We start from the raw sequence: 24,655 nt of genomic DNA, 5'->3' as shown, positions 1-24,655 counted from the left end.
ATGCATGGACGAGTGGAATGGTCTGATTTCACGACTCTTTTATGGGATCCAATTCGAGTCGGATCTCAGTGACGATCTCGCCGCCAGAATAGCTGGGGCGTTGATAGCGGAACCGATAGAAACCCTCACAGTCGACGAAGAGTACTCCATTCTCACCAACGGGATCCAACACAATTTTCCACTGCCGACCATCGTGGAAATGAAGCAAGGCTCCGCCGAGCTGTACGAATTTGTCCAACGCATTGTCGCCCAGATGGACGCGATGCGCCCGTGGGCAGAACCAGAGTACCTGCAGCTTTCAAGCGACTGGCTATCAGTATTTGAATCGTCGCAACCGATCGCGCGAATTACAATTCCCGTGCCAGGACTTGAAGGCCGATTGGCCAGGGGTTTCAATCGCAGTAGCGAAGACGGCCCATTCCTATTGTTACGGCTGCGATCAGGAGCAATCGTCGGGTTCTTCTCACCGGTCTGGGCCGGCAGTAACGATGTCATGCTCGTAGGTGCAGGAATTGACTACAAACCCGAGTCGATCCTGCGAGAACTGATCGACACCGGCCGCATCGAAGCTGACAGAATACTGCCTCTTACCGAGTCGGACCATCAGCACACCCAACCGTCGACACAGTATGAGACAACCCCCATTCAACCACCATTTTACGGCGAGAACCTACCAGGGAATAACCACTGGGGTGGTAAGCAAGTCAAATATCTGACAGAGGATGAACGTCGGGAATTTCTGCTCTCGGTACATGGCGGCCTTCTTTACGACAGCAGAGGGAACCTTTTCGACACCAGTTCGGCCCACACCTTGTGGACCCCGGCCGGTGGGCGCGCGATATTCGCAATGGATCAACTCGGAAACCTCTATTCGGCACCATTTCATATCCTGGGAGAATTCCATCACTCAAGCTTTTTGGCAGGTGAACCAGTCGCTGGCGCGGGTGAAATCGCGGCCAGTCAGGGAAGAGTTCTGTTGATCAGTGATCACAGCACCCACTACCGACCGGCACGGAGATACACCCGGCAGGTTACCGAGAATCTACGCCGACTCGGAGTGGATGTCGCCGACCACCAAATCGAGTACCACGCCGCAGAGTGAACGTCGGCTCGGGGTGAGGAGCAAAGCACAGAGGTCCGATGTTGGGGTCGCTTCTGGTCGGGCGCATCCGGGAACTCGGCGATCGACGGGGTGAAGAGTTACACCGATGAAGCCGCGAAGCTCCCCATCACATTTTAGATGGTCGCCAACGGAAGCGACTATATGGAAGGCGTTCTCGGACAGGCGAAAATCGCCATTCATGTGTATCCGGCCCAGTGTGGTTGGGACCCGCAATCAGGGCAGACTTTCGACGCTCTACCACCTACCTGACCGACAACTCGGCGTCCTCGTGCATACCCATCGACGCAAACGGAGGCTCGCCACATGGCGGGAGCAGTACCCACCCGGGAACAGGCCAGACATTTGCTGGCCGAAGTGTTCGGACCGGATCAGACGTACTCCATCCTGGAGGGCAAACACGGCTGGGTGTGCCAGCAGATGGTGACCCCTCAGGAACAGGCCCAGTGGGGAATGGGCCTGGGCAACTACGTGATCAACAAAGATACGGGGGTTATCACGACGCACTCGAGCATGGCGATGCCGGTGATCGCGGAGGAATTCGACGCGACGACGGAAGCGGGCCTGCCGCCCCAGGGCTACCAGGTGTATCCGAAACAACGCCGAATCCATCTGACCAAGACGTTCGAGGACCAGAACACGATCGGGTACCGAATACATCTGACCTTCCTCGAGATCCCGGACGGCCCGGGGATCACCCAGGACGTCGAGATCACCAAGAATCCGATCCGTCACCGTCCGACGGACCGAGTCTCGGCGGTCGCGACGTCGTGGGCGTACGCACAGAGCCGCAACACGGGGACTTGGCCGGCGGAATGGACGATCGAGCAGTAGGCGATCAGCCGAGCAACTCCGCTCCTTCGGGCGACCGCACCCCAAATCTCACCGGCCACTGGCTTGCCGAGCACCCCAGGAACCACACCCAGCAGGCAGACGGCACTATGGCGCCGACGTCGCAGAACTCGGATACGCCACCGCGCTACCTGACCAGCGAATCGGTCGAACTCTGGTCGATGCCCGTCGATACCCAAGGAGTAGCCAATGCCGGCTCCACCGCTGGTCACCAAGGAACAAGCTCAGGAATTCCTGGCGGAAGCGTTCCCGACCCAGACGTTCTCGGTGATCGAGTTCCGACACGGGTGGGTGTGCCGACCGGAGCTGAGCTCGGAACAGAAAGCAGCGGGCCAGGGACTCGGGCAGACGACCTACGTCCTCAACAAGCAGACCGGGACAGTGACGCCGCATCCCAGCTTGCACCCGTGGACGATCGGCGAGACGTACGACCGAGCGATCGAGACCGGCCAGCCGGTGAACGGGCGGCAGATCTATCCCAAGCGCCGACAGGCGACCTTCCAACTCCTGGCCGAGAACCCGGAAACGATCACGTACAAGGTGACAGTGACGGCGCTGGACAATCCGACGGCAACCCCCGAGATCTACCGATTGACGTTCGACAAACAAACCCTGAAACGGGACCAACGAGGGCCGATGGACTCCCTGGTGATCTCGAAAGCCCAGTGGCTCAGCCGCCGACAACAGAGTTGGCCGACGGACGGGACAATCGAGGACTAGCCGACCCGACTACACCGGATCAGCGAGGTCTCAACGATGGCACTACTGATGTTCTTCGACCGGATGCAGGAGACATCGACACAAGTCGCGCCCCGCTTCGGGAAGACAGCGACAGACCGCAATCGAATTCTGTTGCTAGACAAGCAGACTCGAGCGATTCACACGAGCAGCAGCTCGGTGTCAGGGATCGCGCAGGCAACAGCCGGACAGATTCTGCACAGAGCTCAGAAAGAACGAGCCCAGCCGAATGGCGAAACAATCCCGTCCTGAGCGCTGATTCGCCTAGCCGACAAACTAGCACGGACAACCCCAGCCGACACTGCACCGACTGCTACACCGGTGCCGGGCGTTCCGAATGAGAGCCGTTCAGCCGATGACCTCGAACGCGAGCCCAGGTTCAGCATGGTGGATGCATCAAGACTTGGACGAACGTAATGGCATGGGTTCGTGGTTCGAATGCTGCGCATCCTTCGGTACGTCGGGACCGGCAGTTCCCCGGCCGCGGTCAGCGGTTGCACAGGGTCGGAGTAGGCGCGGGCTGGAGAACGATCGACAGGTCGGTGGAACCCAATGGGGTTGGGGTGCGTCTAATTGAGTAGTGGCGGGTTGCTGCCTTGTCCGAACAGGTAGGAGGGCTGTGCGAAGCGTTGTGATGCGGGCTGTGGTCTGCGGTGTGGTCGGGGCGGCGGCGCTTGCGGGGTGCGGGGGGACTGAGGAGGGGTTTCTACATTCGTGAATATCTCTCGACCCTTCGACGGAATAGATGATGATGGCAGGCCGAGAGCGAGTTCAAGGCGAGTAGTTACAGACTCGGAAGAAAAGGAAAAGATCCTAACCTTTCTCAGAGGAGGGGCACTCATACGGGCAGCCAACGGAAAATCGAAGGATCAGGTCGACCCATCAAAAGGGAAAGTCGTTCCGCGCATCTTCAAAACCGATGGAACATGGATTTGGACCGGCGCATCGAGGTACTACTTGGAGCAGTATGGAATTGCCCCAGAGGAGAATTTTCTCTCACATATGAAATCGTGCGACTTCGAAGCTGCGGCAGCCGATGTCCAGACCAGAGAACGCGCCATACAAATTCTCGCGGCTAGCAGAAATAGCGAGTAAAAGCCCGAATGCCTGAAGATGGAGGGGGAAGCTCGGATTGCAATATCCGCTATTCGAGCTTGTCGCGTAAACCCTTCAAAAAATAGATCGGGATACGGTGGCAGTGATGACATATTTCGCATGGCCCTCGAACGAAACACAAGAGGCAGCAGCCAACGCTGGCTGGACCCCCGATCGAAGAGTCGACATTGGCAGTTGGGTCAGCGACCTTCAAGCCCAGGGTTATTCGTTTTTCGACGAGGCTGTCAGCGTTCTTTCCAGCATGGGTGGCCTGATAGTCAGGCCGCCACGGATTCCGGAAGCACTGTGGGGGTCCGGTAGCATTCGCTTCGATCCACTCCTCGCCGGGGACGGGATGCGCGAACGATACGCCGGGTTCGAACAGATTATCGGCCACACGATTTTACCTATCGCCGATTGGGGAGGCGAGTCGGCAATGCTTCTGCTGGACGACGGATCCGTGGTCGAGGATATAACCGGCGGTTTGCGATTCCTGGGCTCCAGTTTTCCGGATGCTCTCGATCTCGCGGTGCGGCGGTACCGAAAGCTCGACCTTATGCCCGAGTTTCGACAACGCCCGTAAGAGGATGTCTCATGTCGTAGGCAGTAGTCGCGGCATGGCCGGAATTGGCTGTCGTGCATGATGTTCGGTCGTGACCGACAAATTGTCGTTGCGTCTGGTGCCCGATGAGCTGTGGGAGCTGGTCGAGCCGTTGCTGCCGGTGTTCACCCCACGTCGCCAAGGCTGCGGCACTGCACCGACCGATGAGCGGGCCATGTTCGCCGCGGTCGTCTATGTGTTGACCAGCGGATGTGTGTGGCGGATGCTGCCGCCCTCGTTCGGGGTGACTGTCCCGACCGCGCACCGCCGGTTCACCGCCTGGACCGAGGCAGGTCTATGGCGGCGCCTACAGTGCGCCGTGCTCGACGAGCTCGGCAGCGAGGGGTTGCTCGACAGAACACCCGAAAATCGAGGAGACTCATGAAATTCGCACGACTGTTCTATGGATCCGATCCAGAGGGCAACCCCGAGTTCGGAGGTCGCAAGAATATCACCGACCCCTTGGAACGAGAAAGGATTGCGGCATTCCTGGATGGCGGACTGCTAGTAATCAGAACAACCGGTCTATCTGCGGACCAATTGAGCTCGAACGACGAACAGATCGTGCCCATGTCCTACGCCTCCGATGGGGCCTGGGTATGGCACTGCGGGGCCAGCTACTACCTCAAAAAATACGGAATAGGACCGCAACCCGAGTTCCTCCGACATATTGAGAATCGTGAGTATGTAGCCAATATTCCAAGCAAAGATGAACTAATTTCCGCAATGACCCTTTTCCAGCAGGAAATGCCGTAAAGTGGAATACTTTCAGTGCAACCACTAAATACAAAGGTGTCGTTTCCGTCGAAAAGATTGTCGCTGATCGCCTTCGAGGTCGGGCCGGTCTGCAGTTTCGTAAAAATACCCCCGACTCGGCGGCGATGGTGCCCGGTACTCGGAAATTTCTCTGGACGCGCGTACCAGGCCTTGCCAATTACATCGTCGGTCCCGGGCCTGATTCGACGATGCTGGATGCGCGAACGGTACGCCGGATTCGAACAGATTATCGGCCACGCGATTTTGCCTGTCGCCGATTGGTAAGGCGAGTCGGCAATGCTTCTGCTGGACAACGGATCCGTGGTCGAGGAAATTACCGGCGGTTTGCGATTTTTGGGTTTTAGTTTTCCGGATACGCTCGACCTCGTGGTGCGGCGGTACCGAAAGCTTGATCTCATGCCCGAGTTTCGGCTACGCACGTAGGGAACGGACCTCGTCTCGTCCTGCTCAGTCCGCCTTCATGCCCGCCACCGGGGTGGGGAACAGGTCTCCGGAGATTCAACGTTTGGATTCGGGGGTTGCTCGGTCGTTGGGGCCGGCGTTTCCCGGCGACGGTGGCGATTGCGTAGGGTCGGGGTGGGCGCGGGCTGGAGAGCTGTCGGCAGTTCGGGGGAACCGAATGGGGTCGGGGTGCGTCTAATCGAGTAGTGGCGGGTTGCTGCCTTGTCCGACCAGGTAGGAGTGCTGTGCGAAGCGTTGTGGTGATGCGGGCTGTGGTCTGTGGTGTGGTCGGGGCCGCTGTGCTTGCGGGGTGCGGGGGGACCGAGGAGGGGGCGGCTGGGCCTACGACTACGGTGCGGGATCCGGACAGCATCGAGGTGTTCAATCCGTGTCGGGGGGCTTTGTCGGATGAGGTGCTGCGGGGCGTGGGGCTCGATCCTGCGACGAAAACCATCACGACAGACCCGCCGACCGGAGTCTCCGCGTGGCGGGTATGCAGCTGGGCCCCGCTCGGTGATCAGTCGGATACCGGTAAGCGCCGGGTCGCTGTGCTCTCAACCAGCCACACGCTTGCCGAGGCACGTCAGAAGGCCGGCGTCATCAACGTGCGGGACACAGAGGTCAATGGGCGTCCGGGCTTGGTTTCCCAGGAGGAGAGCGACCCGGACAGCTGCTACGTGTCGTTCGGAGCGGAGCAGGGCATGTTCGAGGTAAAAGTAGGATGGCTCAGCACCGAGGGACCACGGGTAGGAAATACCTGCGAGATGGCGGCCGACTACGCAGCGGCGCTAGAGCCGAATCTTCCGAAGTAGGAAGTGGGGGGATCAGCGATGACTCAGGACCATGCCACGTATTGGCGAAGCATGAAGACTCAAGCGGTCAATGGTGAGTTCAAGATCGAGGAGGACCTCGGCCAAGCACTCGCCATCGTGATCAGCCAATACATCACCGACCTCGAAGCGCAGAAGTTCGAAGCGAACACTCTCAATCGCCTGACCGGCTGGGGCAGTCTCCCCTCAGCCGACGCGATCCGCCAAAAGATCGAAGCCAAAGCCGTCGCCGGAGGTGGCGGCGACGCCAACGACTCCGCGGTGAAACGCATCGACCAGCACATCGCCATCGCCCGCGACCAGCGCGACACCTTCCTCGCCGCGATCGGCAAACTGCAAGCCGTCGACCAGCAGACCGCGGGCGCTCTCGGCGCGACGGGGGCGAACATCTGATGGGCTTCTGGGGTGATGTCGGTGATGCCGGTGAGGCCGTCGGCGAATTCTTCGTCAGTGTGGGCACTCTGGGTGGCTTCAAGGTCTGGGACAACCACAACCGGTCCGACAACGCCGACAACGAACGCAGCACGCTCGACAACGACGGCAAGCAGGCGTGGGAGGGCGATCGCAGCATCATCGGCGGCGAAATGTCGAGGTTGCTGGCCGGCACAGCGGTAACCATGGAGGGAGAGAAAGTGTCCCCCGAGGCATTCAGTACGTGGTCGCATCAGCAGATCTGGGATGCGTTGCGCGGCAAGGATGGTCAGCCCGGTGTCGATGCCGGTCAGATCAATGCCAGCGCGGACGCTTGGCGGCGCCTGACTACGGGAACCGAGACCGCGGTCAACAACTACCGAACGAGCTTCGAGCGCGTGCTGTCCGAGAAGTGGGCGGGTGCATCCGGAAACTCGGCGATCGACGGGGTGAAGAGCTACACCGCCGAAGCCGCGAAACTGCCCGTCACATTCCAGATGGTCGCCAACGGCATCGACTATATGGAAGGCGTTCTCGGACAGGCGAAAATCGCCATTCCGAAGCCTGAGGAAGTCTCGACCTTCGACGAATTCATCGGTCATATCCCCGGCAATGGCGTGGTCAAAGCAGCAAAGCATCGCGCCAACGAGGCCGAGGAAGACGCCCGACTCTTCATGATCGGCACCTACCAGCCGGGCTCGATCACCGTCGACAAACAGACCCCGATTCTGCCCGTCCCCGTCAACAACATCGGCGACCCGGGCGGCGTGCCGGATACCGGAGGCAACGGCAACGACGGCGGCTCCAACAACGACAGTAACAACGGCAACAACAACAGCAACGGCGACAATTCGTCTACGGATCTCGCCGGCACACAAGAGGATCCGGCGACGACGGAGCCACAGTCGACCGATCCGGGCGACGATCAGAACGACGAGGGAGCCGGCGACGACTCCACCGAACCGAGCACCACCGACCCCTCCGCGACCACACCCGCGGCAACCACACCGGTCGGCACCGGTACCCCCACCACGCCCGGCGGCGGGGCGCCTGGTTCGGGTTCGCCGGGCTCTGGTTCGCCAGGGTCGGGTTCCCCGGGGTCCGGTGTTCCGAGCGGGGGTGCGGCAGGTGCCGCGGTGCCGGGCACTCCTGGCGGTGCGGCCGCGGCCGCAGGGTCAGGCAACCGTGCGGGTACGGCCACCGGCGCAGGCGGCAGGGGCATGAGCGGTATGCCCGGGATGATGGGTGGCGGCCGCGGCGGCGGTGGTAAAGGCGAGGACGACAGCGAGCACGCCATTCCGGACTACCTCATCCAGGATCGGGAAGACGAACTCATCGGGCTGCTTCCGCCGACCCTTCCGCCCGGTGGGGTAATCGGCGCGTGAGCTGGCCCCAAGCACCCGCCGACGACATGACGGATCGACGCTCGAGCTGGCATCTCGACCCGCACGCGTTCGCTGTCGGCGTGGAAGGCCATGGTCGCGACCGGCTTCCGTACCCGCTGACCTTCCGTCCCGAGTTCGCCGAAACCCACGAGATCCACCGGCAGCGGCGCGAAGCCGCCTTCGCCAGGCTGCGGCAGGTCTACGACGACGGCCTACACAAGGTGTTGCGTGCTCTGCTCGAACCCGAGGTTCGCGTCGAGATCGAGGGTTTGCACGGACCCGGTCAGTCCGAGGTGGTCCGCGTGTATGCCGGAATCATCGAGGGTCACGCGGCCTTGGCGGTCCAAGCATCAGGGCACACCCGCGACCACGGCGGGGATATCGCCTTGAGCATTGTGCCGTTGGCCGACTTGGCCGCCACGATAGTCGCGAAACTTCCCCGCGCACAAGGTGGTTCGACACCTCGCTTCGAATGCTGCCGCAGCGACCTGGACGCCGCCACCTACGCCCGGCATCCCACGCGCCTGTCCCCGGTCGAACAGACGCAACGATTCTTTCGCCGACCTCGAACCAGCACCGGCGAGATCACCGTCTACCCAAGCTTCCAGGTGGACTCGCGACCCACCACCGACGGCAAAGCCTTTCTCTGGCTGGACTATCCGAACGACGGCCGCTACCTCATCCAGCACCACGACGCCGACAACTTCACCGTCATCCCCGGCCCGCCGCCCGAACTCCAGCACCGCCTGGCCAACCACATCGCGATGTTCACCAATCGGCGGCAAGGTTGACACCCCTCAGGCGGGGGCGACCTCGAAGGGAGGGTCGGCGTCGCCGGTTGTGCGATCGGGCGGCGGGCGCTAGCCGTCCAGCACGTCGGCGAGAGTGGTGATCGCCAGCTCCCAGAGTTCGGCGAAACGTGCAGCCTGGGTTTCGGTGAACAGTGCGGAGCTCCAGCGGAAGTTGGTGGTGAGGGCCGCGCCTTCGGGGGTGGTGCCGATGCCCGCGATGACGTCCACCGCGTAGCGCAGGGGGAGGTCCGGTTCCGGATCGAGCGGGAGGGCGGTGTCGTGTTCGCCTACGAGAAGGGACCAGGGATCGGACTCGTTGCCGCTGAGGTCGATACGGCCGAGGTAGTTGAACTCGACCTGGGGTTCGGCGGCGGTGCGAAGCTCTGCTGCGCGGGTGACGTAGCGGAGGAGACCGTAATCGAGGCCCTGGTTGGGGATTTCGCGCAGGTGGGCGGCGACCGAGGTGAGCAAAGCGCGGGCAGCGGCTGGATCTGCTTGTGCGCGTGCCACATCCACAGCGTTGTCTCCGACGCCGAGGCGCACCGGGAAGACGCTGGTGAACCAGCCGAGGGTGTTGGCCGTGTCGGTGCCGAGGGTGGTGTCGGCGCGGCCGTGGCCTTCCATCGCGATCAATGCGCCTGCGGCGGGATCGTTTCCGTTGTCGGCGTGGAGCGAGGCCATGGTCATGGTGAGAGCCGTGAGCAAGAATTCGCGGACGCCCTCGTCCTTGCCGACACGGTCGAGCAGACGCTCGGTGACCGCCACGGGGGTGACGGCGGAGCTCACTCGTAGGCCGGCCCAGGTGTCGGTGGTCGGCGCGGGGTGTCGCGAACCCAGTGCGGCGTCGGGTTCGCGGACCTGGGCGGCCCAGTAGTCGCGTTGGGCCAGGACTTCCGGCTCGGCGGCACGCTGCCACATGGCTTCGGACCACTGCCGGTAGGAAGTGAACTCGGGCAGCATTTTCGGCGTCACGCCCGCCTGGATCTGCTGCCAGGCGGCAGCGAGAGCATCGAGCATGATGTGCCATGACACGACGTCGACTGCGAGGTGGTGCACGGCGAGTAGCAGGATGTCATCACCGGTGGCGGTATCACCGATCGAGCTGGGCACGTCCGGACCAGTCGGGGCTTCGGCACCCGGGAACCACACTGCGCGAACCATGTCACCGGTGCGCGGGTCGATCGCGTCATTGGCTGTGCGCGCGTATTCCGTGATGGTCGTGTGGAGTTCGGTGCCGCGGAGCCCTCGCGGTGCCTCGATGACGAGGTCGGCCGCGATCGTCGCACCGGGTGCGCGCGTGAGCATGCGCGGGCCGTCGGGCGTATCGGTGAGCACCGCACGCAGGGTGTCGTGCGCATCGAGCAGCGCTTGCAGCGTGGATTCCAGTGCGGCCCGGTCGATTCCGGTGGGCAGGCGCAGCAGTGCGGTCTGGGTGAAGCGGCGGTAGTTGCCGTATTCGTACATCCAGGAGACCACCGGCAACGGCGGCACCACGCCGTAGGCGTCGGCGCCGGACTGCGCGGCGGCGGCGGGAGCGTCGTCGACGGCTGCGGCGAGTTCACGAATGGTGGGACAGGCCAGCACCATTCGTGGGTTGAGCGCGAGACCGCGGCGGCGGGCCTTGTTGACGAGCGAGATCGCGACGATGCTGTCGACGCCCAGTTCGTAGAAGTCGGCGTCGATGCCGGGGGCGCGGCCGTCGAAGAGTTCGGCGAAGAGTTCGCTGAGCGCGATCTCCGTGGGGGTCTCGGCGGCGGCGTTGCTGTCGGCGGACGACAGCGACTGTTCGGCGAGCTCGTTCAGCGCGTGACTGTCGAGCTTTCCGTTGACGTTCACCGGCAACTGATCCAACACCACGATGCGCGCGGGAATCATGTACGCGGGCAAGCGTTGTGCGAGGTCGGTGCGCACCCGGCTGACGATCACGGCGCGACCGGCCTTGCCGACGACAAAGCCGACCAGTGATGCGCCGCCTGCCCGGCGCACCACGGTCACCGCGGCGGTGTCGATATCGGCGGAGCGACGCAGCGCGGTCTCGATCTCGCCGACCTCGATGCGATAGCCACGCACCTTCACCTGGGCGTCGGCGCGGCCCAGGTAGCCGAAACGGCCGCCGGGAAGCCTGCGTACGAGGTCGCCGGTGCGGTACATGCGCGTCCCGGGGCGGGTGGGGTCGGCGACGAAACGGTCCGCGGTGATGGCGGGTTTGCCGAGGTAGCCGCGGGCCAGCTGCACGCCGGACAGGTAGAGCTCGCCGACGATGCCCTGCGGGACCGGTCGCAGCCGGGAGTCCAGTACGTAGCCGACCATGCCGCCGTTGGCGGTGCCGATCGTGGGGATGTCCGAGGTGGCGACGGGTGCGACCACGGCTTCGACGGTTGTCTCGGTGGGGCCGTAGCAGTTGTACACAGCCGTCCCCGGCAGGGCGCGCAGTCGCGCCCACAGCGCGGTGTCGATGGCTTCGCCGCCGAGGGCGAGCACCGACAGTTCGCGGTCGAGCAGGCCCGCTGCCGCCAGCTGCGCGAGCATCGACGGGGTCGTGTCGATCATGTCGATGTCGAATTCGGCCATTCCGGCGACGATTCGGTGCGCGTCGCGCATCTCGTCGGCGTCGAACAGGTGCAGGGCCTGTCCGGCGAAGAAGCCGACCATCGGCTGCCAGGAGGCGTCGAAGCCGAGCGACCAGGCGTGGGCGATCCGCAGGGGTCGGCCGAGTTCGGCCATCGCCGGGCGGTAGAAGCGTTCCAGGTGGTCGGCGAAGTAGCCGGCCAGTGCGGCGTTCGTGCCGACGACGCCCTTGGGTTCGCCGGTCGAGCCGGAGGTGAAGATGATGTAGGCGCTGTGGTCGAGGTCGCGACGCACGGCGGGGGCTTGCGCGGGCCTGGCCGCGATCCGCGCGACGACCGCGGGCTCGTCGAGCGCCAACACGGGCACTCGATCGGCCGCGGCGTCGGCGAAAGCTGCCGGGTCGGCGGTGTTCTCCTGACGCACTGCGGTCTCGGGCTCGGCGGAGGTATCTTGCCCGGCGACCACATCGGCCGACTGCGCGTCGATCACGAATCCGTCGATCAGCCTGCGATCCTCGTCCAGGACGACGGCGAGAGCCGGGTTCGACTGGCGCAGAATCGATGCGATCCGCGCGGCGGGGAGCGTGATGTCGACCGGAACATAAGCGGCGCCCGCGGCGAACGTCGCCAGGATGGCGATGATCGAGCGGGGGCTACGCGGGAGCATCAGGGCGACAACGGTTTCCGGTCCCACGCCGTGGGCCACGAACTCACCGGCCATCCGGCAGGCCTCGTCGTGCAGCGCGCGGTAGGTGAAGACCGCGCCGTCGGTCGTGGTGAGCGCTATCGCGTTCGGGGCGGCTACGGCCTGCTGCTCGAACAGTTCCCATGGCGTGGCCGTCGGGGAGGTCGCGATATCCAGTGTGGCGCTGCGGAGTTCGGCGTGTTCGGCCTCGGTGAGCAGGTCGATCGCCTCGGTGGTCGCGCTCGCGTCGAGGGTCGACAGGGTGCGCAGCACGGTCACCATCCGCGCGCCGAGGTCGGCGGGGTCGAGGTGGCCGAGGAGGGCGGGGATCGCTTCGACGAGGACGAGGAGTTCGCCGTCGCTCAGGTGGGAGACGACCGTGAGCGGGTAGTGGGCGAGGCTTTCCATCTCGATCGGGCGGAACTGGGCGCCGTCGGGGGCGGTGACCGTCTGAATGGCGTCGTCGATGGGGGCGTTCTCGAAGACGAACAGGGTGTCGAACAGGGCGCCGTGGCCGGCCGCGCGCTGCAGGGTCGACAGGCTGAGGTAGCCGATGTCGCGCATTGTGGCCGAATCACGTTGCAGGCGCGCGCATTGCGCGACCACCGGCTCGGCGGGGTCTAGGCGGTGCACCACGGGGACGGTGTTGATGAACAGCCCGACCATGCCTTCGACACCGGCCAGCTTCTCGGGCCGACCGGAGATGGTGGTGCCGTAGACGACGTCGCGGCGGTCGGTGATGCGGCTCAACAGCAGCGTCCACGCGAACTGCACGGCGGTGTTCAGCGTCATGCCGTTGGCGCGCGCCCACTGCTGAAGCTGCTCGGTCTCCGTCGCCGACAACCGGAGTCGGGTGGTCTCCGGGACGGCGGAACCGCGATCACCGGTGCCGTCGGCCAGCACCAGCGGCGCGCTGACCTGCCCCAGGTACTCGGCCCAGCGGGCGGCGGCGGCGTCGTGGTCCTGGGCGCCGAGCCAGCCGATGTAGTCGCGGTACGGGCGCGGGGCGGGCAGTCCGTCGAGCACCCCACCGGCGCGGTAGACGGCGAGCAGTTCGGTGAAGAACACCGCGACCGCCCAGCCGTCCATCAGGATGTGGTGCGCGGTGAGGATCATCCGCCTGCGCGGCTGGGGGGCGTCGGTGACATCGAGCAGCAGCACACGCAGCGCGGGACCACGGCTCAGCACGAACGGCACGCGACGCTCGGATTCGGCGATCGAGTCGAATTCCGCCGAGCGCGCGCCACGTTCGGTCCACGGCAGCTCCGCGCGCGAGGGAATGATCTGCACCGGCTTGGGCACATCGGTGTCCCAGAACGCGGCACGCAGATTCGGATGACGATCCAGCATCGCCTGGGCACTGCGACGCAGGAGGTCGACGTCGAGCGGCCCGTCGATATCGACGACGAATTGCATCGTGTACAGGTCGATCTCGGTGCCCGCCAGCCGCGACAGCGAGAACAGACCCTCCTGCAGCGGGCTCAACGCGAGGACGTCTTCGATCTGCGGCGCACTCATGCTGCGTCCTCTCCTAGCCGGGTGGTGATGCGGTGACCGAGCCTGCTCATCCCTGAGCGGACCAGGCGGCCGTGAGCGCGGACAACGCGTCCGATTCCAGGCCCGAGGCGCTCATCGGCGCGTGCGAAACCTGTTCGGGTGCTTCGGCCCGCGTCGATTCGTCGGCGGCAGCGTCGACGGCCGCGGCCAGTTCGGTGATCGTGGCGCACTCGAACACCAACTGGGGAGTCAGGGCCAGGCCCAGTTCGGCGGCGCGGGCCGACCACTGGATCGAGATGACACTGTCTCCGCCGATGGCGAAGAAGTTGTCCTCGCCGGTGACATCGGTGGTCTCGAGCAGTTCCTCGATCAACGTGATGAGCGTGGCCTCGGTGTCGGAGTCGGCTGCCGCGCCGGGAGCGGCGGCGTTCACCGCGACCGGGGCCGGTTCGGCCAGCAGTCGTTCGAGGTCCGCGGCGGGGAGCACGCGCAGGTCGGCGACCGCCAGGTCCGGGGTTTCGGCGAAGGCGCGCAGCGTGGCGGCGAGCGCGTCGGCGATCAGCGCGGCGGTGGCGGGGTCGTAGAGGTCGGCGTTGACGACCACGCGCACGTCCATGCCGCCCTCGGCGGTCACATTCAGGCTGAGGTTCAGATCCAGGAACGAGACGTCGAAGTCGGCGGGCAGCACGGTGACCGTGCTCTGCCCCGAGGCCGCGAACGGGAGGGTGGTGGGTGCCCAGTCGGCGCCACGGAAGTGGATCATGCTCTGGAACAACGGGTTGCGCGAGCGCGAACGGCGCGGGTTGAGCGATTCGACCAGGCGCTCGATCGGGAGCTCCTGGTGGGTGTTGGCATCGAGCACCACATCGCGGGCTCGGATCACCGTCTCCCGCAAGGTCGGCGCGTTCGACAGGTCGTTGCGCAGCACCACCATGTTGGCGAACAGGCCGATCAGGTTCGTGGTCGCCGGATCGGTGCGCGCAGCGACGGGCGTGCCGAGAGTGATGTCGGTGCCACCGCCGAGGGTGTGCAGCAGTGTCGCGACGGCCGCCTGGCAGACCATGAATTCGGTAGCGCCACTGCGCATCGCCAGTGCTTCGAGCCCGGACCGGACGCTGGCGGGCAACGAGAACGTGACCACCTCACCGCGCTTGCCGAGCACCGGCGGACGCGGGCGGTCGTGGGCGACCGAGATCTCGTCGGGGGTGTCGGCGAGCTGCGTGCGCCAGTAGTCGAGCTGGGCCTGCGCGAATTCGCTCGGCGTCGCCTGGTCGAACAGCTCACGCTGCCACAGGGCGTAATCGGCGAACTGGATGGGCAGCGGACTCCAGTCCGGTGCGCCACCGTGTTCGCTGCGCGCGCGGTAGGCGGTGGTGAGGTCGTCGAGCAGCACGCCGAACGACGCGTGGTCGGCGACGATGTGGTGCACCAGCAGCGACAGCACGTGGGTGTTCGCGTCGAGCACGAGCAGTTCCGCGCGGATCAGCGGTTCACCGTCGAGGGCGAAGTGATAGTCGGCGATCATGGCCAGCTCGGCGTCGAGCCGGTCGGCGGTGACCTCGCGGACCGGGAGCACGACCGCGGTGGCGGGATGCACTACCTGGTAGGGCGAACCCGCGTGTTCGGGGAAAGTACTGCGCAGCGACTCGTGCCGGGCGACGACGTCGTCCAACGCCGCACGCAGTGCGACGATGTCGAGCGGGCCGTCGAAGCGCATGGCCAACGGCAGGTTGCCGACCGACCCCGCACCCTCCATGCGGTACTGGAACCACATCGCCAGCTGCGAATACGACAGCGGGACGCGCTCCGGGCGCGGACCCGCGGCGAGGACAGGGCGGTTCGACCCCGCGGCCGCGCGGACCTCGTCGCCGGCGAATCCGGCCACGGTGTCGGTGGTGGACGCCGTCGCGTCGGTGCCCGCCGTGTCGATCGCGACCACCGATTCCGCGGCGGGCGCGTCGTCGAAATCGTTGTCGACGGCGTCGAGGTCGATGTCGAACTCGGCCAGGAAGCGGGCGACCAGGTCGGCGGCCAGCGCGGCCGGGGTCGGACTGTCGAAAACGACGCGCACATCCAGCTCGACGCCGAATTCGGCGCGGACCTGGGCCACCAGGCGGGCTGCGAGCAGTGAGTGCCCGCCGAGTTCGAAGAAGGAGTCCTCGGCGCTGACCTCGTCGAGGCTGAACAGCGCGCCGAACAGGGCACACACCTTGCGCTCGGTGGACGTGGCCGGGGCGCGGTGGGTGCGCACCGCAGCGGGGGTCGCGGCGGGCAGGGCGCGCTTGTCGAGCTTGCCGTTGACGGTGAGCGGGATCTCGGGGATCACCGCGAACGCGCTGGGCACCATGTATTCCGGTAGCCCGCCTGCCGCGAAGGCCTGGACCTGTTCGAGGTCGACGGTCTCCTCGGCGGGCACCACATACGCGGCGAGCATCGCGCCGATGGCGGGGTCCTCGGTGACCACGACAACACAGTGGGCCACGGCGGGATGCGCGGCGATCGCGGCTTCGACCTCGCCGAGTTCGATGCGGAAGCCACGCACCTTCACCTGCTCGTCGGCGCGGCCGACGAATTCGAGCTCACCGAAGGTGTTGCGGCGCACCAGGTCACCGGAGCGGTACAGGCGAGCGCCGGCGGTGAACGGGTCGGCGACGAAACGTTGGGCGCTCAGGGCTGGGCGGTCGAGGTAGCCGCGGGCGAGCTGGTCGCCACCCAGGTAGAGCTCACCGACGACGCCGTCGGGCACCAGCTGCAGCGCCTCGTCGAGGACGTAGGTGTACACGTTGCGGTTGGGGATGCCGATCGGCACCACGCCGGTGCCCTGCGGACCCGCGACCGGCATATGGGTGGAGCACACGATCGCTTCGGTCGGTCCGTAGTGGTTGCGCAGTTCGGCGTCGAGGGTGTTGGCGAAGCGGTCGGCGACCTCGCCGGGCAATGCCTCACCACCGACGGGGATCTGCCGCAGCGACTGCCATTCACTGATCTCGGGCAGCAACAGGAACGTGCTCAGCATCGACGGCACCATGTGCAGCACGGTCACCCGGCGGCGGCTGATGAGGTCGGCGACGTAGCGGATATCGCGGAACGCGTGGGGCTTGGGCACGATCAGCTGCGCACCGACGGTCAGCGTGATCGCGATGTCGACCAGGGAGGCGTCGAAGCTCACCGACGAGGACTGCATCAGCCGGTCGGCCGAGGTCATGTTCCAGTCGGCGGTGAAACAGACGATGTGTTCGGCGATCGCGTTGTGCGGCACCGGAACACCCTTCGGCTTGCCGGTGGAGCCGGAGGTGTAGATGACGTAGGCGAGATTCGACGGACGTAGCGGGCGCAGACGCTCGGCATCGGTGGGCGCCGTCGTGGGCCGATCGGCGGCCGTCTCCTCCGCGGCAGCCAACTCGACTGCGCCGAGCAGTAATCGGGGATTCGCGTCTTCGACCAGGTATTCGATGCGGTCGTCCGGATAGGCCGGATCGATCGGTAGGTACGCGCCACCGGCCTTGAGCACGGCGAGCACGGCGACGATGAACTCGATCGAGGTGCCGAGGCGCAGGCCGACGAGGTCCTCGGTGCCGACGCCCTGCTCGATCAGCCAGTGCGCCAACCGATTCGCGCGCGCGTGCAGTGCGGCGTAGGTGAGCTCCGCGTCGTCGGAGACGAGGGCGAGCGCGTCGGGAGCGGCGGCGGCAGCCGATTCCAGCAGGGCGACAAGGGTTGTCGCTTGCTCGTCGACGAGCACGCCGTGCGAACGCTCGAGCAGCGCGGCACGGTCGGCGGCCCCGAGCATATCGAGATCAGCGAGCCTGCGCTTCGGGTCGCGCAGCGCGCTGTCGAGGAGGCGGCCGAAATGGACGAGCAACTGGTCGACGAGAGCATCGGCGAGCACGTCGGTCTGGTATTCGGCTTCCACCACCGCGGTGCCGTCGGCCTCGAGCACCACAGCGAAGGCCAGCGGCACCTGCGCGCTCGCCGCGCCCAGGTCGAGCTGGGTGGAGCTCACGCCGTCGATGGCGAAACCGTCGGCGCTCTTGCGCACACTGAAGCCGAGGCGGACCAGCTGATCCATGCCGTCGCGCCCGGCGACCCGGTCGGGGTTCGCTTCGCGGACCACCCGATCGATGCCCACTCCACGGCGCGCGAACGATCCGGTGCAGGTGTCGCGGACGCCGGCGACCAGGGTGGCGAAATCGTCGCGGTCACCGATGCCCGCGCGCAGCAGCAGGGTGTTGCCGAAGTAGCCGATGAGCTGTTCGGTGCCTGCGGGGCGGTCGGTGACCGGGATGGAGACGAGGAAATCGTCGGCGGCGGTGTAGCGGTGCACGAGGGCGTCGAAACCGGCCAGCAGCACCATGAACGGGGTGGCGGCCTGCTCGCGCGCGAACTGTTCGGTGCGGGTGACGAGGTCGGCCGGGAGGCGGTGGGTGCGGCGCTGGGCGCGCCTGCCCGGGTTCGCCGAGGTGGCGCCGGGGAGTTCGAGCGGTTCGGGCAGCGGGCGCAGCGCGTCACGCCAGTAGGCGACGTCGTCTTCGGCGGGCTCGGCGGTGGGCGCGATCGCCGCGAACTGCACCGTCTCCGACCGGGGGCGGGTGCCCGCCGGCGAGCGGTCGGCGGCATTCACCTCGTCGGGAGAGGGCGTGGGCGCAGCCTCGGTCTGTTCCGTCGCGAGCCGATAGGCGGCGTTGAGTTCGGTGAAGAAGATGGCCCAGGAGTCGTCGTCCCAGCAGATGTGGTGGATGGTGAACAGCACAACGTGCTCGTCGACGCCGATACGGATCAGCGTGGCGCGCAGCGGCAGTTCGGTGCCGAGGGCGAAGGGGCGGGCGAAATCGCGCTGCGCCAGCACCTCCACCCGCAGGTCGCGACCCGACTCCGCCAGCTCGGTGAGGTCGTGGGTCGACCACTCTGCCTTCGCGTCATCGGTGAACACCTGGAACGGCGTGCCGTCGGCGTCCGCGCCGTAGGTGGTGCGGAGGATGTCGTGGCGGGCCACCACCTGGTCGAACGCCGCGTGCAGGCGGTCGGCGTCGAGCGAACCGGTGAGGCGGTAGGCGACGCAGATATTGAGGGCCGTGTCGGCGGCGTCGCGGGTCTGCAGGAACCACATGCGGCGCTGGCCGGGGGTGAGCGGGCGCCGCTCCCCCGCGGGAATCCGCGGTACCGCAACAGGTTCGGCCGGCGCCGCCGACATACCGCGTTCGCGCAGTTTCTGCTGGAGCAGCAGTTTGCGGCGCTCGGCGACGGACAGGGTGGCTTCGGTGTCAGACATGTTCTTCGGCCCCTCAGCCCTGGTTGGTGTTCTGTGCCATGAGCAGCACGACATCGTCGAGCGATGCGCCGCCGAGAATCGCCGCGACCGGCAGATCGCGATCCAGCTCCGCCTTCACGCGTTTGCGGAAGTCCAGAGCCTGCAAGGAATCGAGACCGAGTGCCACCAACGGCATGGTGGCGTCGATGGATTCGGCGCTGTCACCGCCGATCACCTTGAGCAGTTCGGTGCGCATACGCAGGTCGAGTGGAACGCCGTGCTCTACGGCACCGGTGGCGACCAAGGTGCCCGAGTGCGTGTCGGGCAGGTCGGCGGCCACGGCACTGCCCGATCGGGTCGTGGTCGCTTCGGACGCACGCGCGGGCGTCGCGCGCGGATCCGCGCTGCCGGACTCGAGGCCGGCGAGCACGCTGGCCTGACCGAATGCCCCGAGCACTTCACGCAGGAAGTCCCAGTCGGCGGCGATGATCATGCCGTCGCGCACCGGCTCGGCGAGTCCGGCCTCGATCGCGTCGGCGGGCACCATTGGGAACACGCCCGCCTCTTCGACCCGGGCGAACCCGGCGTCGTCGAGCGGGCCTGCCACGCTCCACAGCCCCCACTGCAAACTCGCGGCGGCGATGCCACGGGCGCGCAGGCGCCGCGCCGCCACATCGAGCATGCGGTTGGTCACCGCGTAGAGAATCTGCCCCCGTCCGCCCAGCGTCGCGGCCATCGACGAGCAGAGCAGGACCCGGCAGTCCACGGTCAGCGCGAGCGCGTCCATCAGGTTGTCCAGGCCGGTCAGCTTCGCCGCGGCGGCGGTGCGCACGGCGTCGTCGGTGATCCGGTCGAGTTCGGCGTCGACATAGTTGACCGCGGCGTGGATCACCAGGTCGACCGGACGGTCGGTGCTCTCGGCGGCGAACGCCGCGACGGCATCGACGTCGCTGACATCGCAGGACCGCACCACGACCTCGGTCGCGCCGAGACCGCGCAGCCGAGCCAGCTCCGGTGCCAGCGCACTGGTCTCGCCGCTGCGACTGAGCAAGGTGACCCGGCCCGTCCCCGTGTGCGCCAGGTGATCGGCGAACCGCAGACCGAGCTGACCGGTACCGCCGACGATCAGCACGTGATCGAGATCCGTTCCGAGCGAACCCGTTTCGACGGTGGTGTCGACAACCAGTCGTTTCACGAACAGCTTGCCCGCCCGCAACGCCAACTCGGCCTCACCGCTGGAGTGCACCGCACCCACGATCTTCGCCGCCTGGGCAGGGGCGGATTCATCCGCCGCGAGGTCGAGATGGCGGAAGTGCACGCCCATGTATTCGACACCGGCACTGCGGAATCCGGCGGCGACGCCCGCGTGGAACAGTCCGGGAATCGGATCACCGTCGTGCACGGCCTCGCCGCCGACGGTCAACAGCCAGCACTCGCCACCGGGGCGCAGTGCGGACAGTGCCGGGGCCCACGCACGTCCGGCGTAGAACTCGGCCAACGCATCGATCGCGTCGGCATCGTGGCCCGGAGGAATCAGGACGACGACGGAATCGACGGTCGCGTGTTCTGTCGGTCCGGTGGCAGCGATGTCCTGTTCTCGTGCACCGACGACCCGCAGGCGAGGCGCCGGACCCGAGCCCTGCTGGGGCACCTCGTTGCTCGGGTCAGCGAGTTCGGCCGGGCCGACGACGCGCGCATCGGCACCGTGCCGGTCGGCAGCGACGACGAGGGCGGCGGCCAACTCGGCGCACTCACCCGTGTGGTCGACGATGAGCAGGCTGCGCGGCGCGGTCAAGGACCGACGCTGCACCGGGGTCCACTGTTCCACCAGCCGTTGCGGTTTCGGAGTGGTCACCGCGAGTTCGGCGGGCGTTTCGTGGGCGCCGAGAGGTGCCCAGAGACGCTTGGGGGCGGTGACGGTGTGCGGGAAGTCGCGCAGCGGGAGGGCGACGGTGTCGGCGACTCGCAGCGCGTCCCAACGGAAGCCGATGTCGAGAACGGCGACCTGGGCGAGATTGCGGGTGAACTCGGACAGGCCCTCCGCGGTGCGCAGCGAGGTGCCGAGCACCCGGAAATCGCGCGTGGGCAGGCCGGGACGGTTCGGAACCAGGCCGAGATTTTCCTGGATGGCCAGCTGCAGCACGGGATGTTCGGCGACCTCGATCAGCAGGTCGACGCCGTCACTGCCCGCGCTGACCACCGCCCGGTCGAACCGGACGCGGTTGCGCAGGTTCCAGAACCAGTACTCCTCCTGCTTGAGGTCGGGCGTGATCATTTCACCGAGAGTCGCGCCGTAACAGGCGATCTCGGATGCCGTGAAGTTCGGCGTGCTCATCTCGTCGCCGAGGAAGCCTTCGAAATCGGCGCGCACCTCGGCGACGATGGAGGTGTGTGCCGGGAAGGCGACCCGGATCTCCCTCGCGAACTGGCCGCGCGCGGTGGCCGCGGCCACCAGATCCACCACGGCGCCGCGTTCGCCGGAGATGGCGATGATGTGCGGCGAGTTGACGACCGCGAGTTCGGCCCATCCCGAGTGCCGCGCCATCAACGCTTCCACGCTCTCGCGATCCATTCCGAAGACCGCCATCGAATAGCCGCGCGGGGACAGCCGGTCGGCGAGCAGGGCGCGATGGGTCACCGCGAGCACCGAATCCCGCAGCGTCATCACACCGGAGACCGCGCCCGCGGCGAGCTCGCCCTGGCTGTGTCCGATGGTCGCGTGCGGGTCCACACCCGCCGCTTGCCACAGCGCGGCCAGACCTGTCATGTGGAACATCAACGCGGGCTGCACTTCCCACACCGTGTCCTCGTACTGCCCCTCGTGGCCGAGCAGATAGTGCAGCGGCTGGGAATGCCCGAACCGTTCGGCATGGATGGCGGCGCACTCGTCGACCACCGCCCGGTAGGCCTGCGACTGCGCGTAGAAGACCGCGCCCATCCCGGGGCGCTGACTGCCCTGACCAGGGAAGACGAATCCGATCCGCCGCGCGCTCGCCGCGACGTCACCGTGCACGACGAGCGGGTGATCGGAACCGGACGCGACAGCGTCGAGAGCGGACAGCAGCTCCTCGACCGCCGACACGCCGGATTCCGCATCGGCCGCGGCCGTTCCGGTCCCCGCGTCGTCGCCGGAGTGAGCCGTGGCCACCCGCGCGCCGGTCGAAGACGCCAGGATCAACGCGCGCCGACGGCGGGGCGACCGGGTGCGAAACAGCATGGCCGCCAGCAGCTCCGGGGTCACCTGGGGATGCGCGGCAACGTAGTCACGCACTGCGGCGGCCTCGGCGCGCAGTCCATCGACACTGTCGGAGGACAGCAGTACGGGCACGCGGCCGTCCGGCAAGCGGTACTCAGCCATGGTTGGTCTCCTCCAGCACCGGCAGGCCGACGATGGCGTGCGCGTTGGTTCCCGCGACGCCGAACGAGGAGACCGCGGCGTAGCGCAGGCCGTCCGCGCGTGGCGCCCAGTCGGTGAGTTCGGCTGCCAGCCGCAAGCTTGTCGCGTCCCAGTCGATATCGGTGGTCGGGGCGTCGGCCCACAGGCTCGGGGCGATCGCGCCGTGCGCGCCGCACAACAGCACCTTGATCAGTCCGAGCATCCCCGACGCCGCCTGGGCATGGCCGGTGTTGGACTTCACCGACCCGAGCAGCGGGCCTTCGGTGCGGTCGGGGTTGCCGTACGTCGCTGCCAGTGCGGTCAATTCGAGGGGATCGCCGACGGCGGTGCCGGTGCCGTGCCCTTCGATCAGGCCGATGTCGTCGGCACTGATCCCGGCCGCGGCGACAGTGTCCTCGATCAGCCGCTGCTGAGCGCTCGCACTGGGTACCGCGAGCGGTGCGCCCGCGCCGTTGTGGTTGACCCGCGACCCGAGCAGTTGCCCGTAGATCCGATGACCGAGTGCCTTCGCCCGCGATTCCCGTTCCAGCACGATGACTCCCGCGCCTTCGGCCCACAGGGTGCCGGTCGGGTCGGCGGCGTAGGAACGGCAGTGGCCGTCGGTGGCGAGCGCGTTGTTCTTGGAGAACTCGTAGAACGCGCCGGGCGAGGCCATCACGCACACCCCGCCTGCCAGCGCCCAGTCGCACTCGTCCGCGCGCAGCGCCGAGGCCGCCTGGTGCACGGCGGTCAGCGACGACGCGCAGGCGGTGTCCACGCTGATCGAAGGACCGACCAGGCCGAGCCCATGTGAGATGCGCCCGGCCACCGCACCGAGCGCGGTGCCGGTCGCGCGATAGCCGCTGTACTCGTTCACCGAGCACACCCGCGGCCCGTACTCGATCGCCGAAACACCCATCCAGACACCGGCCGAATCACCGTCGAGCGCCCCGGGATTGATGCCCGCGTGCTCGAGCGCACGCCAGGCCACCCGCAAGGCCACCCGCTGCTGCGGATCCATCGCCACCGCTTCGCGCGGCGTGATGCCGAAGAACTGCGCGTCGAACTCGGTCGCGCCGTCGAGGAAGCCGCCCGCGTCGCGGACCGGTGCCCAGCCCTCGAGCCTGCCGAGAGCGAGCAGTTCGTCGAGTGGCCAGTCACGATCGCGCGGGAACGGGCCGATCAGTTCACGGCCGGCCGCGAGGGCCGACCAGAAATCGGGCAGGGTGTCGATGCCGCCGGGCGCTTCGACACCCATCCCGACGATCACGATGGGATCGGAGTTCATCGCGCGAGCGCCTGACCGACGAGCGCCTCGGCGATGGCCTCGATGTTCTCGTCGAGGTAGAAGTGACCACCGGCGAACAGGTTGACCTCGATCTCGGCGGTGGTGCTGTGCTCCCAGCCGTAGAGGTCGCGCGGGCCGACGAACGGGTCGTCGTCGCCACCGAGAACCAGCACGGGCGTCGCGACGGACACCTCGGGGCCGCACGAATAGGCGTCGAAGGCACGGTAATCGGCCTTCAGGACCGGCAGCGCCATCCGCATCACCTCACGGCTGGCCATCACGTCGGCGCCGGTGCCGTTGAGCGCGGCCATGTGGTCGAGCAATTCGTCGTCCTCGGTGGGATGGCCGGGCAGCTCGGCGATCCGGTGCGGTGCGGCGGCCGCCGAGACCACCAGCAAACGCACGGGCAACCCCGCGGCCTCGGCCAGGCGGACGAACTCGAACGCGACGATGGAGCCCATGCTGTGGCCGAATACGGTGACCGGCGCACCGGTGTTGTGGGCGGAGTCACGGAAGGCATCGAAGGCACCGGCGGCCAACTCGGGCAGCGTCTCGGCGGCGGCTTCGCGCGCACGATCCTGGCGACCCGGGTACTGCACGATCATGGTGTCGAAGTCGGCGGCCATACGCTTGGCGAACACCCGATAGGCCGAGGCGCCCGCTCCCGCGTGCGGGAAGACGATCAGCGGCGGTAGGGAATCGGTCCTGGGGGCCTGAAACTGCCTGATCCAGCCGAGTTCTCTTGCCATGTCGCTCTCCCTCACCGGCCACGCAAAGCTGCGCGGCCGTTTCGCACTGTCCAACGCCGCGCTCACGCACGGGCCCGCCCGGCGCAGTCGTCCGGGGTCGGGGCGAATTCTGTTGCCTCCGAATCCGACCCGAATCGGGACGGCCCGGCTATTACCGGGCGATCGGTCGGGCAACAGTAACACCCGGCCATTAGTATAGGCTAG

Annotated in this window: 14 protein-coding genes and 1 pseudogene; 10 read left to right on the top strand and 5 right to left on the bottom strand. The window is 66.6% G+C overall.

All coding sequences use genetic code 11. The features are described 5' to 3' along the window. Window positions 1–4: 4 nt before the first annotated feature. From ACFWUR_RS08405 to ACFWUR_RS08360, 10 genes and pseudogenes are all read left to right on the top strand, one after another. Window positions 5–1,102 carry a hypothetical protein gene (locus ACFWUR_RS08405; protein ID WP_378903911.1) on the top strand — a complete coding sequence of 366 codons (1,098 nt, stop codon included), beginning with the start codon at window positions 5–7 and terminating at the stop codon, window positions 1,100–1,102. A 324-nt stretch (window positions 1,103–1,426) separates the two neighbouring features. Further along, window positions 1,427–1,954: a hypothetical protein gene (locus tag ACFWUR_RS08400; protein ID WP_378903908.1), complete on the top strand. Its 528-nt coding sequence runs from the start codon at window positions 1,427–1,429 to the stop codon at window positions 1,952–1,954. A 207-nt stretch (window positions 1,955–2,161) separates the two neighbouring features. After that, window positions 2,162–2,692, top strand: a complete 531-nt coding sequence (locus ACFWUR_RS08395) for a hypothetical protein (RefSeq protein ID WP_378903905.1) — start codon at window positions 2,162–2,164, stop codon at window positions 2,690–2,692. 1,219 nt (window positions 2,693–3,911) lie between these two features. Continuing rightward, a complete protein-coding gene (locus ACFWUR_RS08390) occupies window positions 3,912–4,388 on the top strand; it encodes an SUKH-3 domain-containing protein (protein ID WP_378903902.1) in 477 nt (158 codons plus the stop codon). Between the two features lie 70 nt (window positions 4,389–4,458). Next, window positions 4,459–4,767: pseudogene (locus tag ACFWUR_RS08385) on the top strand (transposase); the annotation flags it as partial. A 20-nt stretch (window positions 4,768–4,787) separates the two neighbouring features. Further along, a complete protein-coding gene (locus ACFWUR_RS08380) occupies window positions 4,788–5,162 on the top strand; it encodes a hypothetical protein (protein ID WP_378903899.1) in 375 nt (124 codons plus the stop codon). 725 nt (window positions 5,163–5,887) lie between these two features. After that, complete coding sequence (locus ACFWUR_RS08375) at window positions 5,888–6,436, top strand: DUF3558 domain-containing protein (protein WP_378904188.1); 549 nt, start codon at window positions 5,888–5,890, stop codon at window positions 6,434–6,436. A gap of 51 nt (window positions 6,437–6,487) precedes the next feature. Next, window positions 6,488–6,847 carry a hypothetical protein gene (locus tag ACFWUR_RS08370; protein WP_378903896.1) on the top strand — a complete coding sequence of 120 codons (360 nt, stop codon included), beginning with the start codon at window positions 6,488–6,490 and terminating at the stop codon, window positions 6,845–6,847. Next, window positions 6,847–8,250 carry a hypothetical protein gene (locus tag ACFWUR_RS08365; RefSeq protein WP_378903893.1) on the top strand — a complete coding sequence of 468 codons (1,404 nt, stop codon included), beginning with the start codon at window positions 6,847–6,849 and terminating at the stop codon, window positions 8,248–8,250. Before ACFWUR_RS08370 ends, ACFWUR_RS08365 begins: the two co-directional genes overlap by 1 nt. Further along, the gene (locus ACFWUR_RS08360; protein ID WP_378903890.1) at window positions 8,247–9,041 is read left to right on the top strand and encodes an ESX secretion-associated protein EspG; all 795 of its coding nucleotides are present in this window, start codon (window positions 8,247–8,249) and stop codon (window positions 9,039–9,041) included. The genes ACFWUR_RS08365 and ACFWUR_RS08360 overlap by 4 nt, the downstream gene beginning before the upstream one ends. 69 nt (window positions 9,042–9,110) lie before the next feature. On the opposite strand, the gene ACFWUR_RS08355 is transcribed toward ACFWUR_RS08360, so the two are convergent. Genes ACFWUR_RS08355 through ACFWUR_RS08335 form a run of 5 tightly spaced genes read right to left on the bottom strand, consistent with a single transcriptional unit; the run spans window position 9,111 to window position 24,451 of the window. Further along, window positions 9,111–13,811, bottom strand: a complete 4,701-nt coding sequence (locus ACFWUR_RS08355) for an amino acid adenylation domain-containing protein (protein WP_378903887.1) — start codon at window positions 13,809–13,811, stop codon at window positions 9,111–9,113. Window positions 13,812–13,857: 46 nt separating this feature from the next. Next, window positions 13,858–19,059 (bottom strand): amino acid adenylation domain-containing protein, encoded by a 5,202-nt coding sequence (locus tag ACFWUR_RS08350; RefSeq protein ID WP_378903884.1) that lies wholly within the window; start codon window positions 19,057–19,059, stop codon window positions 13,858–13,860. Window positions 19,060–19,072: 13 nt separating this feature from the next. Further along, complete coding sequence (nbtC, locus tag ACFWUR_RS08345; RefSeq protein WP_378903881.1) at window positions 19,073–22,396, bottom strand: nocobactin polyketide synthase NbtC; 3,324 nt, start codon at window positions 22,394–22,396, stop codon at window positions 19,073–19,075. Continuing rightward, on the bottom strand, window positions 22,389–23,702 hold the full coding sequence (locus ACFWUR_RS08340) for a polyketide synthase (protein WP_378903878.1): 1,314 nt from the start codon (window positions 23,700–23,702) through the stop codon (window positions 22,389–22,391). Before ACFWUR_RS08340 ends, nbtC begins: the two co-directional genes overlap by 8 nt. Further along, entirely contained in the window at window positions 23,699–24,451 is a 753-nt protein-coding gene (locus ACFWUR_RS08335) for a thioesterase II family protein (RefSeq protein ID WP_378903876.1), read from the bottom strand. The genes ACFWUR_RS08340 and ACFWUR_RS08335 overlap by 4 nt, the downstream gene beginning before the upstream one ends. Between the last annotated feature and the right edge of the window lie 204 nt (window positions 24,452–24,655).

Source organism: Nocardia sp. NPDC058633 (genome assembly GCF_042717045.1).
Taxonomy (GTDB): Bacteria; Actinomycetota; Actinomycetes; order Mycobacteriales; family Mycobacteriaceae; genus Nocardia.
Note: the sequence above shows the minus strand (reverse complement) of the source record. Positions and strands in the feature narration are given on the sequence as shown.

What these genes read in the sequence shown, in the direction of transcription:
- ACFWUR_RS08405 (WP_378903911.1), top strand. Translation starts at nt 5, where the DNA reads ATGGACGAGTGGAATGGTCTGATTTCACGACTCTTTTATGGGATCCAA.
- ACFWUR_RS08400 (WP_378903908.1), top strand. Translation starts at nt 1,427, where the DNA reads ATGGCGGGAGCAGTACCCACCCGGGAACAGGCCAGACATTTGCTGGCC.
- ACFWUR_RS08395 (WP_378903905.1), top strand. Translation starts at nt 2,162, where the DNA reads ATGCCGGCTCCACCGCTGGTCACCAAGGAACAAGCTCAGGAATTCCTG.
- ACFWUR_RS08390 (WP_378903902.1), top strand. Translation starts at nt 3,912, where the DNA reads ATGACATATTTCGCATGGCCCTCGAACGAAACACAAGAGGCAGCAGCC.
- ACFWUR_RS08380 (WP_378903899.1), top strand. Translation starts at nt 4,788, where the DNA reads ATGAAATTCGCACGACTGTTCTATGGATCCGATCCAGAGGGCAACCCC.
- ACFWUR_RS08375 (WP_378904188.1), top strand. Translation starts at nt 5,888, where the DNA reads ATGCGGGCTGTGGTCTGTGGTGTGGTCGGGGCCGCTGTGCTTGCGGGG.
- ACFWUR_RS08370 (WP_378903896.1), top strand. Translation starts at nt 6,488, where the DNA reads ATGAAGACTCAAGCGGTCAATGGTGAGTTCAAGATCGAGGAGGACCTC.
- ACFWUR_RS08365 (WP_378903893.1), top strand. Translation starts at nt 6,847, where the DNA reads ATGGGCTTCTGGGGTGATGTCGGTGATGCCGGTGAGGCCGTCGGCGAA.
- ACFWUR_RS08355 (WP_378903887.1), bottom strand. Translation starts at nt 13,811, where the DNA reads ATGAGTGCGCCGCAGATCGAAGACGTCCTCGCGTTGAGCCCGCTGCAG.
- ACFWUR_RS08350 (WP_378903884.1), bottom strand. Translation starts at nt 19,059, where the DNA reads ATGTCTGACACCGAAGCCACCCTGTCCGTCGCCGAGCGCCGCAAACTG.
- nbtC (WP_378903881.1), bottom strand. Translation starts at nt 22,396, where the DNA reads ATGGCTGAGTACCGCTTGCCGGACGGCCGCGTGCCCGTACTGCTGTCC.
- ACFWUR_RS08340 (WP_378903878.1), bottom strand. Translation starts at nt 23,702, where the DNA reads ATGAACTCCGATCCCATCGTGATCGTCGGGATGGGTGTCGAAGCGCCC.
- ACFWUR_RS08335 (WP_378903876.1), bottom strand. Translation starts at nt 24,451, where the DNA reads ATGGCAAGAGAACTCGGCTGGATCAGGCAGTTTCAGGCCCCCAGGACC.